Source organism: Pseudoalteromonas sp. SA25, assembly GCF_011378705.1.
Lineage (GTDB): Bacteria > Pseudomonadota > Gammaproteobacteria > Enterobacterales > Alteromonadaceae > Pseudoalteromonas > Pseudoalteromonas arctica.
Genome location: NZ_WTKV01000035.1, coordinates 1 through 16145, shown reverse-complemented (window position 1 = coordinate 16145; position 16145 = coordinate 1). Strand labels below are relative to the sequence as shown.

At 38.9% G+C, this 16145-nt stretch carries 12 protein-coding genes and 1 rRNA gene; 1 reads left to right on the top strand and 12 read right to left on the bottom strand.

The window, feature by feature from the left end; translation table 11 throughout:
- Nucleotides 1-24: 24 nt before the first annotated feature.
- The 6 genes from GQR45_RS20215 to GQR45_RS20190 all read right to left on the bottom strand — a co-directional run bounded on the left by GQR45_RS20215 (nucleotide 25) and on the right by GQR45_RS20190 (nucleotide 8077).
- The gene (locus GQR45_RS20215) at nucleotides 25-2706 is read right to left on the bottom strand and encodes a DUF349 domain-containing protein (protein WP_165726858.1); all 2682 of its coding nucleotides are present in this window, start codon (nucleotides 2704-2706) and stop codon (nucleotides 25-27) included.
- Nucleotides 2696-2977 carry a DUF1315 family protein gene (locus tag GQR45_RS20210; protein ID WP_007378333.1) on the bottom strand — a complete coding sequence of 94 codons (282 nt, stop codon included), beginning with the start codon at nucleotides 2975-2977 and terminating at the stop codon, nucleotides 2696-2698. Before GQR45_RS20210 ends, GQR45_RS20215 begins: the two co-directional genes overlap by 11 nt.
- A gap of 1 nt (nucleotide 2978) precedes the next feature.
- Entirely contained in the window at nucleotides 2979-3305 is a 327-nt protein-coding gene (locus GQR45_RS20205; protein WP_007580349.1) for a hypothetical protein, read from the bottom strand.
- A 139-nt stretch (nucleotides 3306-3444) separates the two neighbouring features.
- Nucleotides 3445-4947, bottom strand: a complete 1503-nt coding sequence (locus tag GQR45_RS20200) for an alanine/glycine:cation symporter family protein (RefSeq protein WP_010554016.1) — start codon at nucleotides 4945-4947, stop codon at nucleotides 3445-3447.
- A gap of 376 nt (nucleotides 4948-5323) precedes the next feature.
- Nucleotides 5324-6451 carry a M14-type cytosolic carboxypeptidase gene (locus GQR45_RS20195; protein WP_024590544.1) on the bottom strand — a complete coding sequence of 376 codons (1128 nt, stop codon included), beginning with the start codon at nucleotides 6449-6451 and terminating at the stop codon, nucleotides 5324-5326.
- Nucleotides 6452-6634: 183 nt separating this feature from the next.
- On the bottom strand, nucleotides 6635-8077 hold the full coding sequence (locus GQR45_RS20190; RefSeq protein ID WP_165726857.1) for a glyceraldehyde-3-phosphate dehydrogenase: 1443 nt from the start codon (nucleotides 8075-8077) through the stop codon (nucleotides 6635-6637).
- 174 nt (nucleotides 8078-8251) lie between these two features.
- Between GQR45_RS20190 and GQR45_RS20185 the strand changes: the two genes are divergently transcribed.
- Nucleotides 8252-9052, top strand: coding sequence for a DUF2989 domain-containing protein (locus GQR45_RS20185; protein ID WP_165726856.1), 801 nt, complete (start codon nucleotides 8252-8254; stop codon nucleotides 9050-9052).
- Nucleotides 9053-9291: 239 nt separating this feature from the next.
- Here the strand turns inward: GQR45_RS20185 and ihfA are convergent, their stop codons facing one another.
- From ihfA to rrf, 6 genes are all read right to left on the bottom strand, one after another.
- Nucleotides 9292-9591, bottom strand: coding sequence for an integration host factor subunit alpha (gene ihfA, locus GQR45_RS20180; protein ID WP_002960690.1), 300 nt, complete (start codon nucleotides 9589-9591; stop codon nucleotides 9292-9294).
- Nucleotides 9592-9593: 2 nt separating this feature from the next.
- Complete coding sequence (gene pheT / locus GQR45_RS20175) at nucleotides 9594-11981, bottom strand: phenylalanine--tRNA ligase subunit beta (protein ID WP_165726855.1); 2388 nt, start codon at nucleotides 11979-11981, stop codon at nucleotides 9594-9596.
- 15 nt (nucleotides 11982-11996) lie between these two features.
- Complete coding sequence (gene pheS / locus GQR45_RS20170) at nucleotides 11997-12977, bottom strand: phenylalanine--tRNA ligase subunit alpha (RefSeq protein WP_002960692.1); 981 nt, start codon at nucleotides 12975-12977, stop codon at nucleotides 11997-11999.
- 345 nt (nucleotides 12978-13322) lie between these two features.
- Entirely contained in the window at nucleotides 13323-14033 is a 711-nt protein-coding gene (gene hda / locus GQR45_RS20165) for a DnaA regulatory inactivator Hda (protein ID WP_007580342.1), read from the bottom strand.
- Nucleotides 14033-15088, bottom strand: coding sequence for a DUF2066 domain-containing protein (locus GQR45_RS20160; protein ID WP_010554011.1), 1056 nt, complete (start codon nucleotides 15086-15088; stop codon nucleotides 14033-14035). Before GQR45_RS20160 ends, hda begins: the two co-directional genes overlap by 1 nt.
- Nucleotides 15089-15851: 763 nt before the next feature.
- Nucleotides 15852-15966, bottom strand: a 5S ribosomal RNA gene (gene rrf / locus GQR45_RS20155).
- Nucleotides 15967-16145: the final 179 nt, after the last annotated feature.

Genomic DNA, 16145 nt, shown 5'->3' with positions numbered 1-16145 from the left:
ATATATTACGCTGGTTTTAGTGCATTAAGCTGCAAGTGTCGCTTTAAGTCGCGTTAGTGTGTCAGGTTCAACTGAACCAGCACTGAGCGCTAATAACTGTTTTAAATAATAGTTTAAATCAGCATGTTCGCCACGATGTTTGTCATCTAACATGGCTACTTGTTCTGCCATTCTAAGTGACTTATCGGTTGAACTTACGTTCGCTAATATTTCCATGCGCGTAATAAGTTGATCTGTATTTAATGCTGTTTTAAGCGGTGCTTGATACTGACTTGGTAACGCTTCATTGTTTTCAAGTGCTGTAATTAACGCATCTAGATTAGCTTGCTCTGATTTGCTTGTAAGCAATGCAAGTTTATCGTCAATAGCTGCTAGTAGCTTAGTAACTTTTGGCGCTAACGATCTAAATTGCGAGTACCCTTTCACTTTTGTTTCTAGGTCATGCAACTGTGCTCTTTGATTTACATCGCTAAGTGCTGCTTCAAGCTCAGCAAGTTCTGCATCTGCTTGTTTATCTGACTCATTTTGATTAAGTTTTTGCTGCTCAAATTCACTACTACGTTTAGTAAATGTTTCATCGTTAAATTGACGAAATTTTTGCCATAACGCATTTTCAGCTTTTAAACCTGCAAAACCAATTGTTTGCCATTGCTGCTGCATTTGCTTCAACTCTTGGCACGCAGCGGCTAAATCATCGCTTTGTGATAATTGCTGCGCTTTTTCTACTAATTCATTTTTAAGTACGGCATTACTTTTATGAAATGCGTTTAATAAAGCCAGTACTTGTTGTTGCTCGCTTTTATAACGATCGTTTAGTGTACGGTATGTTTTAGGGTCAACTTTACCTACACTGCGCCACGCTTTGTTTAAACGATTGTATTGGCTTTCATATTGCTTCCAATCAAAGTCATCCTCAGCCGTAGGCTGTAAATGAAGCGCGTGCATGTCGCTAATAATACTTTCGCGTTGTGCTTTTGACGCTTCGCGTTGTACTTCTTGCTCTGCAAAGTAACTACGACAAGGTGCAAATAACAGCTCGATTTTTTCATCAAACTGTACGCCTTGTTGCTTTTCTTCATCTGTATCTAAGCGACCTAACTCATTCCAACGTTTGCGTAGCACTTTTACTTGCTCTGCACGTTGTTGTGGGTCAGTACACTCTTCACTTACTAATACACTTACTTCTTCTAATAAAGCTTCACGCTTTGGTGCTGCAGCGTATTTTTGCCAATCTTTAGCATCTGCAAGTTGCGCTTCAAGTTCCGCTTTAATATTTACAAGCGGCTGTTGATATTGCTCAGTGAGTGTATTAAATAACTCTTCGAACCCTTTAAACACGCCAAAGGCAACATTAAAACGACCTTCTTCAATTAGGCGTTTAACATCACGAGCTTTGCGTTTTGCTTGGCTTTGGTTTTTTTCAAGTGGCTTAACTAGCTCACTCATTGGTGCTAAAAATTGCTTTTTATGCGTATTTAACTGTGTTTTAAAGGTACTTTGCAGTGCACCATCTAAAATATTTAAATGACTACGCGCTGCTTTAAAACCATTATTAAATTCAGTTAGAGTTGCATCGTATTGCGCTAAATCTTCTGCTGGCTTAATTTCGCATAATGCTGCAAAAGCGAGTTTGTACTCTTTAATAGCCGTTGTTAGCTCAGGTAATTTAGCAACTTGAGTAAATAGCTTTTCTAACTTGCTTACAGCCAGTTTAGATTGCGTATTATTAGCAAGTTCTGTTTCGCTAATAGCTTGCTTAGCTTGCGCTACTTTTGCATCAAGCCAATCTTGTTGAATTTGCTCTGGTGTTTCAAGGCCTAGCTGTAAGGCGTTTTCTATTTCTTCACTTAACGCTTCAACAGTTGCAAGCGCTAGCAATTGGCGCTGCTGTAGCGCTAATTTTTGCTGCTCTTTGTCATGTACCGCTTTTAGCTGCTCAATGTGTGCATCTAACTTAGTGGTAATCGAAATATATTTTTCGTCAAGAAGCTTAACACGCTCATCACTTAGCCATTTAAGCTCAAGTGCTTGCCACTGGGCCATTAATTCGCCGGCTTGTGGATTTACAACACCAAAATCTGTTTTTTCACGTAAAGCATTTAACTTAGCTAAAATAACACGTGTTGCACTTTCAACCTGTAGTGGCATTTCTATTGCTAAACGCTCATTTTCAATATGCGTTTCAAGTGCTGCTTTTGCACCACCCTTTGCATGCTTTACTAATGGCTTAATTAATTGATGGGTAATAACAAGTTCAACTAATTGAGTTTGTAGCTCTTCGCTACCTTCTTTAAATGCTTTTTCTACTAGTTTTGGATTTGCTAAACGTTTTAATAATTTAACGCGTACTTGCAGTTCTTTTTCTGCAAACGCTAACTTTTCGAGTGTTTTAACGGGTGCAAAACGCTCTATGTATTCGTTTTTAATTTGCGGTGTTAGTGCACTTTCGCTATTTAAAACAGCATTAGATATTTGAAGCTCTGCTATATCTTTTAATGCTTGATCTTGTTTATACGCTTTCCACCAAAGTGGTAACTCGTTTACTTTTTGTAGTGCTTTGCGGCGTATTTCAGCTGAGCTGTCTTCAAGTGCTAACGTGTTTAATATGGTTGCATCACGTTCAATGTCTAATTTTTCGATAGCATCAAGACGTACTTGTTGCTTAGGGTGTTTCCATTTTGGTGTAAAAAGGTGCTTAAAGATCATGTTCACTAAACCTAGCTATTTCGTTGTCTGATTTAAATTCTTTTTGTAGTTGAGCTTTTGTCTTTTGGATCATTTCACCATTAGCACCAATCGTAAATTGCTCGTTTGATTGAGCCACTTTTGCTTGATACAACATAACCAACTGCACTGTTTGTTGCTTTTGCTCGTCTGATAAAACGGTACCGTCTGGCCATTTGCCAGTTGATGCACCGTATTGTAAGCGTTCGAATAATTCGGGAGTAATATTTTGTACAAGATTGTCGATATTCATGTCATTTTTTCTTTTTTAGAGTCACTAAAACAATTCGGTTTATAAGATACCAAATACACCCTACGCCAATAGCCGCAGTATAAGCATACCACTGAAGCGTTTTTTCTTGCGGTTGTAAAAAGTACAAACAGAAAAAACCACCTAAAAATAAGATAAGCGCCAAAAAGGAGTGATTTATAAACATCTGCTTTTTTTTAATTCGCTGTTCGCGCTGAAGTTGCAAAACTTGCTCGTCGTTTAGCTCTGCAATGTTGCTTTCGCAATGCGGACATTGCTTATGTTTATCTGAAATTGATTTTGCACATTTTGGGCAACGAATAATCGCCATACTTCTCTCCATACTACGCATAAAAAAAGCGCCTTTCGGCGCCTTTATTGTACTTGTTTTATTTCTCGTTGTCTTTTTTGAATTCAAACCAATAACTAATTTTGGGGCGATAATTTTCTAAGTTGCCCACTAAGTTTAATTACTCTGCGTCTTTTGACTGCTTCTCTAAGCGTTTTTCCCAGAACGTGGCGTTTTTAATGCCTAATTTAACTGGATCAAATATGATCTTTCCGCCTTTTTTCTTCTGTTCTTCATAATCGCTCAAACATAACAAAGCAGGCTTAGCTACGAAGAAAATAGCTAAAATACCTAGTATGTTGATCCAGGCCATTAAGCCAACGCCAATATCACCAATAGTCCAGATATAACCTGAATTGTTTACCATGCCGTATGCAACCATAAACATAATCACAAACTTCACGATAACAAGCGGAATACTGCCTTTAAAATAACGATTTAAATAAGCAATATTAGTCTCTGCAATAAAGTAATAAGCAAGTATTGTGGTAAAAGCAAAGAAGAACAATGCGATGCCAACAAATGCCTGCCCAAAACTACCAAATACACTAAATAGAGCCATTTGCGTAAAGGCTGCTGAACCCACTTCAGTGGCTGCATCAACATTTTGAACAATAAATTGCCCTGCTGGTAACTCACCCACAATGTTGTATTGCTGCGTTATTAAAATCATTAATGCTGTTGCAGTACACACAAAGATGGTATCAACGTAAACAGAGAAAGCTTGTACTAAGCCCTGTTGAGCAGGGTGATCAACTTCTGCAGCGGCTGCTGCATGAGGCCCAGTACCTTGGCCTGCTTCATTAGAATATATACCGCGTTTAACGCCCCAACCAATAGCAGCACCAAAACCGGCCTGCGCAGTAAACGCATCACTAATAATTAAATAAAATATATCACCCACTTTATCTAAATTTAAAAATACTACGATTAGTGCCAATACTATGTAACCAAGCGCCATAAATGGCACTACTATTTGCGTAAAGTTCGCAATACGCTTTATTCCGCCGAAAATAATAAACGCCAAAACAATAAGGATAATTGCCAAAGCGACCAATTTAAAGCTGCCTACGTCACCAAAGCTAGTAGAAACCATATTGCCATCGCCAAACACTTGAGTAAACGCATTACCTACCGCATTTGCTTGTACGCCTGGCAGAAAAACACCACATGCAATAATTGCCGAAACAGCAAATAAAACAGCTAGCCATTTTTGCCCTAAACAACGGTCAAAATAATACGCTGGGCCGCCACGATATTGCCCGTTTTCTTCTGTTTTATAAATTTGGCCTAAAGTAGATTCTGCATATGCGGTACTTGCACCTAGAAAAGCAACAACCCACATCCAAAAAATAGCACCTGGTCCACCAAAACCGATAGCTGCTGCAACACCTGCAATATTACCTACGCCAACTCGTCCAGACAACGATACTGCAAGGGCTTGAAAAGATGAGATCCCTTTATCAGACGTGTTAGGACTAAATAATAACTTACACATTTCTTTGAAATGTCGAACTTGAGCAAATCGAGTTAATACTGAATAAAACAAGCCTGCGCCTAGGCATAAATAGATGAGTGCATTACTCCAAACAACATCATTAACAGCGCTTACAAAAGCTTCCATGGATATCCTCTATAGTTATATTTATTATTTTTAATTACGAGACTCTGCTTTAGCTACTACGCAACATAAGTTTCACGAAATAAGGTTTTACCTCTCCCGTCCCGACTCATTATTTAATTAATCTTAACTTAAGTACCCCAACTTTGTTAACACTTAATTTTCAAAATATTTAATTACGTAGCTATTGCAAGGCACTGCATCAGCAGTATTTAAAGGAAAGTAGATTGATTTGTACCGATACGGTGATGATACGCGGCGAAGAAACGTTAAAAACGTTTTGGAGTGAAGTTGCTATATGATTATTATTTTTTGTAAAAGGGGTTTTACTAAAAGCAAAAAGGGCATCAAAACTATTGATACCCTTCAAATAAACGTTTTATCTTAAATTATCAACAACATTAACAATTGCCGCTAACGTATCTTGACCAAATTGATACGAACGACGGTCTGACCAGCCATAGTCTGGATCAGGTAAATCGTTGTTGTCTTTAAATGGCATTTCAATTGTGTACGTTAATGCTTTGAATTCTTCAGCAGTAGCTGATGAACCTACCGTAAGGTTAGCTTTGCCGGGCTCATCTTTTGGATAGCCATGCTCATCTTGAAACTCTGGAGTAATAGTTAAAAGCGCAGCTTTAAAGCTATCTTCAAGGCCTTTAAGACGAGCATCGTAACTTGGAATACCTTCACTGCCTGCCACAAAGTTATACGGAATAGCTTCATCGCCGTGTATATCTAAGTGCATATCTAAGCCAGCTTCGCGCATTTTATTTAGTACTAGGTAAACCTCAGGGCTATTTTCCATGCTTGGTGTCTGCCATTCACGGTTTAAGTTAACGCCTTTAGCATTAGTACGGAGATGCCCGCGTGCGCTGCCATCTGGATTCATATTTGGCACAACGTAAAACACTGCTTTTGATAGAAGCGCAGCTGCATGTGGGTCTTCGTCATCAAGAAGTTTGTGCAGTAGACCTTCAACATACCATTGGGCCATTGTTTCACCTGGATGTTGACGTGCTGTGATCCAGATATTTTTCTTATCTTCACTTGGCTCACCAATTTTAAGCACACTCATATCGCGGCCATCGAGTGTTTCACCAAGTGTTATTAATTGGCAAGCACCTTGGCTTTGTGCCCAAGATAATAAATCTAAATGGCGGTCGTAACTGTATGGGGCAAAGTAAGCAAAATACACGCTGCCGCACTCTGGTTCAATTTCAAAGCTTAATGTGCCATTTTCATAGCTTGATGGTACACGAAACCATGTTTGGCGGTCATATGATGCAACGGCTTGATACCCTTCCCAACCATCTGGGTAAGCTGATTTATCAAGCTCATTAATATTTAACTTATGCAATTGGTAAGGCGTTGTTTCAAGACGAAAGTGAAACCACTGATAAAATTCAGACTGGTGATCTTTATTAATTTCTAATTGAATATTTAAAGGATCGGTGGCTTCAATAACTTTGATATTACCACTGTCGAAATTGCTGCTGATTTTCATGAAAAAACCTTTAGGTTGAATAAGTTTATCTGTTTATTAATTCACAGAACTGACATTATTTTGTAAATAGTAAAACGAATGTGCATTTTCTTAATTAAAGCCTATCACAAGGCATACGCTTTAAAAATAATACACGACCAAAAAAGCCAGCAACATGCTGGCTTTTAAGTCACTGCAAATAAATTAGTGAGGTAAGCTTGGGAATGACACTTCGGCCATATCGCGCATACAACGGACTACTTGGCAGCTGTAACCAAACTCATTGTCGTACCATACATATAAAACAATACGGTTATCTTCAACAATCGTTGCTTGTGAATCAACAACACCTGCGTAACGGCTACCGACTAAATCGGTAGAAACAATTTCCGTTGATGCTGTGTAATCAATTTGGTCACGTAAGTCTGAATGAAGTGCAGTATCGCGTAAAAATGCGTTTAGCTCTTCAACTGATGTGCTTGTTGCTAAGTTAAGGTTCAAAATAGCTAGCGACACATTAGGTGTAGGTACGCGGATTGCGTTACCTGTTAATTTGCCTTCAAGCTCTGGTAATGCTTTTGAAACCGCTTTTGCAGCCCCTGTCTCAGTAATTACCATGTTAAGTGCTGCGGCGCGGCCACGGCGCTCTGCTTTGTGGTAGTTATCAATAAGGTTTTGATCGTTCGTGTACGAGTGTACAGTTTCAACATGGCCATTATTAATACCAAACTTATCGTTTAGTGCTTTAAGCGTTGGTGTAATTGCATTGGTTGTACAGCTTGCTGCACAAACAATTTTATCTTCGGGTAAAATATCTTTGTTATTAACACCATATACGATGTTTTTAATATTACCTTTTGCAGGAGCTGTTAATAATACTTTTGCAGCGCCCTTACACTCTAGATGCTGGCCAAGGCCCGCTTCGTCTTTCCAAATACCGGTGTTATCAACAATTAATGCATTGTCGATACCGTATTGAGTGTAATCAATTTCGCTAGGAGAGTTAGCGTAAATAACCTGAATGTAGCTACCGTTGGCTTTAATTGCGTTACGTTCTTTATCAATAGTGATTGAGCCATTGAATGGACCGTGAATTGAATCACGACGCAGTAAACTTGCACGCTTTTCAAGATCACCCTCTTTACCGCCACGCACAACAATAGCGCGCAAACGTAAATCTGAATATGGACCTGATTTTTCAATTAATAAACGCGCTAGTAAACGACCAATACGACCAAAACCATACAATACAACATCGCGTGGTTCTTTCGCTGGTAAGTCAGCTATTTCTGCAAGTTCATCTTTTACAAATTCTTCTACTGAGCGGCCTTTTGCAGCTTCAGTGAACAAATAACTATATGCAAGCTTACCAATATCAATACGTGCAGAGTTTAATTCCATTTTGCTGATAGCTTCTAAAAATGGGAAGCTTTCACGCAAACGTAATTTAGTGCCTTCAAACTGAGCAACAGTTTTGTGAGATTTGATAATATCTATAGTACTGGCATTTACGAGAGGACGGCCATATACAGCGATTTCGATACCACGATTACGGTAAAGTTTACCAATGATTGGTTGCATGCTTTCTGCGTAATCTTGGCGCTCTTGCCAACTATTTGTGTATTCTAACTCGTGAGATGAGGTCATTTTATTTACCTAAGTTTATCATTTTGAACGGATAGCCTTTAAAAATGCACTATATTTTGAGAGTAATGCACTTCAGGCAGGGCTATTCTAATTTAATCTGAAGTTATTCTCTACTGTTAGGCGTTAAATGATTGCGTTAGAATAACAAGGTAGATATTCATTTGGGGTTAAGGGATGCTTAAAAAAGCAAGTGTACTATTGGGTTTGCTAACGTTGACAGGGTGTGAAGAGCCCTTGACACTCGCACAAGTGTGCAAAGAAACACCTGGCTTTTGTAGCGACTTAAACAAAGACAGCCACTGCAAGGATGAGCGTTCTGATGTAATTATCAAACGTTACATAGAATACAAAGACCCTACTGATGAAAATAAATACCAATTACTCAAGGACTTTGAATCTTATAACCAATGCATAACTTTGGCCGCCAAAATTGAACATATTAAGTTAAAAGCTAAAAAAACGTCACGTATTGACGGTCAATTAACGAGCATTAAAGAAATGACTCGCTTATATCAAGATACCCAGAATACGAACCATCCAGGTTTGCTCTACTACCAATGGTCACGAAATAATAACCAAAGTGCACTGACTAAATTATTGGCGATAGAAAATGACAAAAGTGTAACGCAAAGTGCCGAAATGCAATTTTTTTTAGCATCGTACTATATTAAGTTCGACGATGAAAAAACCATTGATTTGCTTTATAAAACTTTAGAGCTCAATAAAAAAGACAACGTACCGAATCCTGAAGTGTATACATCACTTATTAGTCTTTTTTATAAACATGATAAATTTAAGCATGCATATATATTTTCTAAAGTAGCGCAAATGTCGGGGATTGAAAATATTGACGTGTTTGAAATTGAGCAGCAATTAATAACGAATGGTAAAAGCTTAGACAGCCTAGATGTACTTGCAGAGCAAACATTTCAGCAAATAATGGCAGGTGATTTTGTATCTCCTCGAGAGTTTTAATTTATAATCGCAAAAATAACCTAATACCAATCTGCTTATATATGGGGTCTATTTAACGTTAAGGAAATTACGCTAGAACTAGGCAAAAATTTTTGTATCTAGTTGTTCTAAATAAAACATTTTTAACGACGTTATAGTGCAATTTAATTCGTTAAATTAATCAAAGATTTATGCAGGTTGGTATAATTTAATAACTAGGTTATTCAGGCAAATAAAAAGGCAGCTTACGCTGCCTTTTTTTATTTTGCTTTGCTTGTGCCCACTTCTACGCGGGTTTTAAGCTTTTGACCTGGTCGAAAAGTCACCACGCGACGTGCCGAAATAGGAATATCTTCGCCTGTTTTCGGGTTGCGGCCTGGTCTTTCTTTTTTGTCTCGAAGATCAAAGTTACCAAATCCAGAGAGCTTAACCTGCTCGCCTTTTTCTAGCGCTGAGCGGATTTCTTCAAAAAACGCTTCAACTAAATCTTTGGCATCTTTTTTATTGATCCCGAGCTTTTCAAATAGGTGTTCAGCTATGTCGGCTTTAGTAAGCGCCATATCTAGTCCCTCAACGATGCATTAAACTGTTCGGCCAATTCGGCCACCACGTTATCAACTACTAGATTGATATCTTTCTCTTCGAGTGTTCTATCAACCGCTTGCAGTGTTAGAGCAATCGCCAAACTCTTATAATTTGGCTCAATACCTTTGCCCTTATACACATCGAATAAGTTTAGGTCAACCAATTGATTTCCGCCAACTTTTTCGATCACGCTTAAAATGTCGCCAGATTTAACGCTGTCTGCCACTAAAATCGCGATGTCGCGGCGATTTGAAGGGAATTTAGACACCCCTTCTGCTTGCGGTAAATTTCTTTTTTCTATTGCTGACATTTCAATTTCAAAAACAAAAGTTGCGTTGTTGATATCTAACGACTTTTGAGCTTGAGGATGTAAAGCACCAAAAAAACCAACCTTTTTGCCATCAACATATATTACAGCTGATTGACCAGGGTGAAGTCCATCTGACTGCTCGGCTTTAATTTCAAAGCGAGTAACGTCATTAGTAATTGCAAGTAAGGCTTCAACATCACCTTTTAGGTCGTAAAAATCAACGTTACGTTTTTCTTCAACCCAATGTTCACCATTTACAAGACCCGTAATAACGCCGCCAATAACCGGTACTTGGTAAACACCATTTTCTGCACTTTCGTCGCTTATAAATTTAAGACCATGTTCGAATAAACGAATACGAGGCTGTTGGCGATTTTGGTTATACGCTACAGACGCTAATAAACCCGGCATTAAACTTACACGCATCGCTGACATTTCAATTGAAATAGGGTGCGGTAATACCATTGCTTTACACTCTGGGTGTAAAATAGCTTGTGCTTTAGGGTCTACAAAGCTATATGTAATTGCTTCTTGGTAACCACGAGTCACTAACGTATTGCGGAACTTGCTAAGCGCAATAGTTGCTTCGTTATGTGTCGTCATTTTAAGTTTTGCAGTTGGTGCAACATTTGGAATGCTGTTGTAACCGTAAACACGTGCTACTTCTTCAATTAAATCTTCTTCGATGCGAATATCAAAACGGTAGCTTGGTACGTCCGCACTCCAGCTTTCATTTTCTACTTTAACATCAAGACCTAAACGCGTAAGAATATCTGTTACTTTAGCATCTTCAATATGATGACCAATAACACGGTCTAAACGTGCACGACGAAGACGTACTTCAGTCACTTTTGGTAGTTTGTCAGCCGCAACAGCTTCAACTACAGGGCCTGCTTGACCACCTACAATCTCAAGAAGAAGTGCTGTTGCACGTTCCATTGCATCATGTTGTAGAGCAAAATCAACACCACGTTCATAACGGTGTGAAGCATCAGTGTGTAAACCGTAGCTACGTGCTTGCCCTGCAATTGCTACAGGATTAAAAAATGCGCTTTCAAGTAATATATCAGATGTTTTATCTGTAACACCTGATTGCTCACCACCAAAAATACCTGCAATTGCAAGTGCTTTGTTATGATCGGCTATCACAAGTGTTGTGTCGTTTAATTTAGCGGTGTTACCGTCTAATAAAACAAGTTCTTCACCTGCGTTTGCACTACGTACTTTAATACCACCTTCAATCGCATTTAAATCAAACGCGTGCATTGGGTGACCAAGTTCAAGTAATATATAGTTAGTAACATCAACTACTGGGTCGATTGAACGTACGCCACTGCGACGTAGCTTTTCAACCATCCAAAGCGGTGTTTCTGCATCAAGGTTAATGCCCTTTATCACACGACCAAGGTAACGAGGACATGCATCTTCATTAACTAGCTCAATTGATACTTTGTCATCAATTGTTGGTGTAACAGCTGGAATATCTAATACGTTTACGTCAATACTATTTAAAACGCCTACTTCGCGTGCTAGACCTTTTATACCTAAGCAGTCACCACGGTTTGGTGTTAAATCAACATCTATAATATTATCATCAAGACCTAGGTAATCACGTAAATCAGTGCCTACTGGTGCATCGCTTGGCAATTCCATAATGCCGTCGCCTTCTTCGCTAATACCTAGCTCAACAAAAGCACATAGCATTCCGTTTGAAGGTTGGCCGCGTAGTTTGGCTTTTTTAATTTTAAAGTCACCAGGCAGTACAGCGCCCACAGTTGCAACAGCAACTTTAATACCTAAACGACAATTGGGTGCACCACACACGATATCAAGTAGCTCATCGCCACCTACGTTAATTTTGGTAACACGCAGTTTATCTGCATCAGGGTGTTGTCCACATTCAACAACTTCACCTACAACTACGCCATTAAATTTGGCAGCAGCAGGCTCAACGCCATCAACTTCTAGACCAGCCATTGAAAGCTGTTCCGAAAGAGCTTGCGTATCAATAGCAGGATTAACCCACTCTCTTAACCACTTTTCACTAAATTTCATTTTATTGTTTCACTCTTAACGGAACTGGTTCAGGAATTTTAAGTCATTTTCGAAAAATGCACGCAAATCGTTTACGCCATAGCGCAACATAGTTAAACGCTCTACACCCATACCAAAAGCAAAGCCGGTGTATTTTTCTGGGTCAATGCCCACAGACTTAAGTACATTCGGATGTACCATGCCACAGCCTAGTACTTCTAGCCACTTACCGTCTTTACCCATAACATCTACTTCAGCTGAAGGTTCTGTAAACGGGAAGAATGAAGGACGGAAACGAATTTCCATATCTTCTTCAAAAAAGTTACGTAAAAAATCATGCAAAATACCTTTTAGCTCAGTAAAGCTAACATCGGTATCAACCATTAAACCTTCAACCTGATGGAACATAGGTGTATGTGTTTGGTCGTAATCGTTACGGTATACGCGTCCAGGTGAAATAATGCGCAGTGGCGGCTGCTCAGTTTCCATAGTACGAATTTGCACGCCACTTGTTTGTGTACGTAGTACTAATTTAGGATTGAAATAAAAGGTATCATGATCAGCACGTGCTGGATGGTGCTCTGGAATATTTAGAGCATCAAAGTTATGAAAATCGTCTTCGATTTCTGGACCAGATTTAACTTCAAAACCTAACTCACCGAAAAAGCTTTCTATGCGCTCAATAGTGCGCGTAACTGGGTGTAAACCGCCAGTAGGCATAACACGCCCTGGTAGAGTTACATCTATAGTTTCAGCAGCTAGTTTTTCTTCAAGTGCTTTACTTGCTAGCAATTCACGCTTTTCGTTGATAGCAGCTTGTACATCTTGTTTAGCTTGGTTTATAACTTGGCCTGCTTCTTTACGTTCTTCAGGTGCTATTTTACCTAACGTTTTAAGTAAGCTAGTGATTTCGCCTTTTTTACCAAGGTAATTAACCCTGATATCTTCTAACTGCGCTATTTCACTGGCACTGGCTACCGCCTCAAGTGCTTGCGCTAATATGTTTTCTAAGTTCATTCGATACCTGATCTTTCACAGAAGGTGATTGCTTAAGAGCGTGTTGGCCTTTCAAGATTGCTTTACAACAGTGTGGTTGGTTATTAAATAAGGTTAAGCATTGGACTGTAGTTTCCTACATAAGTGATGCAATAACGCTAAATAAAGACCAAACACATGCAGTTTGAAGTGTTTATCTCGGAGGCTACGTTCTTTGTTGTTCGAGTTTCGCATATAAATACTACGCTAAAGCCCTCACGACGCGATTAAAGCACTCTTAAGTTAAACAAATTCCAATCAGGAAAGGTGAACACGCTCTGATAATAGCTTATGATAACTGAAAGAAGGGTCTAGATTCTAGACCTACTACAGCTTTAACGTTGATTTTATAAAAGGAATAGTTAATTTTCGCTGTGCTGCCATAGATGCATGATCTAATTTGTCGAGTACATCTAATAAAGCACGCATATCACGGCTTAAACGGGTTAGTAAAAAGCGTGCACACTCATCACTTAATTCAAGCCCGCGCATATGAGCGCGCTTAACAAGTGCTTGTGCTTTATCGTCGTCACTCATAGAACGAATTTGAAAGGTTGTTCCCCACGTTAAGCGAGACTCTAAGTCAGGCAGCGAGATATTAAGCATGCTAGGAAGTAAATCGGCAGTTACTACTAACATTTTTCCGGGTTCGTTAAACCGGTTAAAAAAGTTGAATAGTGCTTTTTCCCATGCATCATTGCCTGCAACTAAATGCACGTCATCAATACATAGAACATCAAGTGCTTCTAAACCGTCTAATACCATAGGTCCAAAGTCAATTACTTCGCGCATAGACAGCAGCATATTAGATAAGCCACGCTCTTGTGCTTTAATGCAGGTTGCATACAAAAGGTGAGACTTACCCGAATCACCTAACCCACATAAATAAGTATACTGAAACTTTTTAGCTAACTTCGAAAAGCTATCTTTTAAATGGTTAACCTCTAACGAATCTTCCCCACCAAAGTACGATGCAAATGTTTCGTCATCCGGCAAGGTAACCGGTAATGCCATTTGCATCGGCTCAGAAGTTAGCATTATGGCGTTATCCATTGATACTCTAAGCTATTTTTATCAACAACATGATAAAAAGCGCGTGGATCCTCATAATCTTTAAATGAGGAGTCTAACCCTAACCCTTTTTTAAGATCGCTTAGGTTACCAGTGTGGTTTAGTTTAAATTCTACAAATTCTGGTGTTTTACGAACAATTTTAACTTGCGTAACAACGCTTAAGTTCAATAATCTTTGTTTTGCTAATTCAACATCAACAAAACTTTGCGTGCCTTTTAATGTTAGCGTGGCCGCGGCTTGTTCATAATAAGCATTTGGATCAATAGCGTACTCGCTTGCAAGGCCTCGAGCTAAGGTATCAATCATTTGACTCACTATTTGCTGCTTATCGCCCGTTAATCTATTTGAATCAAATTGATCATCATTAGTAAAACGCCAATCTAAAATCCAATTTTCGCTATCCGCTTCTTTATACATTCTTGCTGTAATACTTCGCTCAGCACTGTAGCGTCTAGAGGCCTCTTCTACTGGTTCTGAAAAGTTACCCCATACCTCAGGAATACCTACTAGACGTCGATCTTGCAAATCAAGTAATGGAACAACGACAGGTAAACCACGACGCCCAGCTTTGTCATAAATTAACTGCTCTAATTGCGGGTAACTTTCTTGTGTTACTAATTCTCTGCGCCAATTGTCTTCAATACCTAACCATATTGCGACTAATGGGCGTTGTACTCCCCATAAAGGTAAGTTTAACTCTTTGATTAACGCATTGATCTTTCGAGCTTCAAATTTAACAACAAGTTTCAATTGTCCATTTGCTCTCTCGTCATATTCAAACTTAAGCATATAATCAGAAATATCTTTAGTGCGTTGCTGTGCTAATTTATTTTGATCCGCGGTTTCATCACCGCTTACTTTCACTAAAACATTGAGCAAAGCTTTACGACTCGCAGCTAATCGAGTGTCTCGTGTTTTGTCATCCACTTTTAAAATATCTTGATATAGATCAGTTACTTCAACTGCCGACGCAGAAAAACAAAATAAAATGGATATGGCGCTAATTAATAATCTATACACAGGCTGTTAGTTCTTGGTTTTAAACTGATTTGATCCTAAATCAAAGACAGTAACAAAGCAAAATTAAATTTGTTATCTAAGGAAATGAAAGTAATTAGCTTTTATAGAAAGTAAAAAAGATTAAGTATGAATAAGATAGTTGAGTGAGTTGTACGCTATTCACCTACATTTAACTTTACTACACTTTTAAAACGCGAACCTTTCGGGTTTAGTTAGATCATGAAGGTATTTAATGTAAGTACTTGATGATGTTATGGTTTAGATTTTTCGTTATTGGCTCACATTTTACTTTCTGCAGACGTAAAAGCCCGAATCGTTAGATTCGGGCTTTCTACAATTTAAAACCTGATGATGTCGTAGTGCCCACAGCGGTGGAGAGTCATAGTGAAAATGATGCGCACTCATTGCTGAGCGGATATTTTTCATGATTTTAGCGTCGGGAGTCGCTGCACTCGCCCGACCTACGTGATATGTGTTGATGTAGTGTGTGTTAATTGTGCGTATTTTACTTTTCTGTAGACGTAAAAAAGCCCGAATCGTTAGATCCGGGCTTTCTACAATTTAAAGTTGGTGCGCTACGCAGTAGGATGTCGTAGTGCCCACATCTACAACGGTGGAGAGTCACGTAGCAAATGCTACTGTATTGGCCGACTGAGATATTGAGGGGTTTTGTGATGTGTGTGTATATTAATTGCGCGCATTTCACTTTTCTGCAGACGTAAAAAAGCCCGAATCGTTAGATTCGGGCTTTCTACAATTTGAAGCCTGGTAATGTCCTACTTTCACATAGCAAATGCTACACTATCATCGGCGCTGTTTCGTTTCACTACTGAGTTCGGCATGGAATCAGGTGGGTCCAAAACGCTATTGTCACCAAGCAAATTTGGGCGTTAATCCGTATTACTACGCACTAACTGAATTTGGAAAATATCTGATAATATTTTTTAAGTCTTTCTAAGTAATATCTACTTTAGTCATATTAACTTCTGTCTAAACTATCACATAAAACGCGTTTGGCGTTGTATGGTTAAGCCTCACGGGTAATTAGTACAAGTTA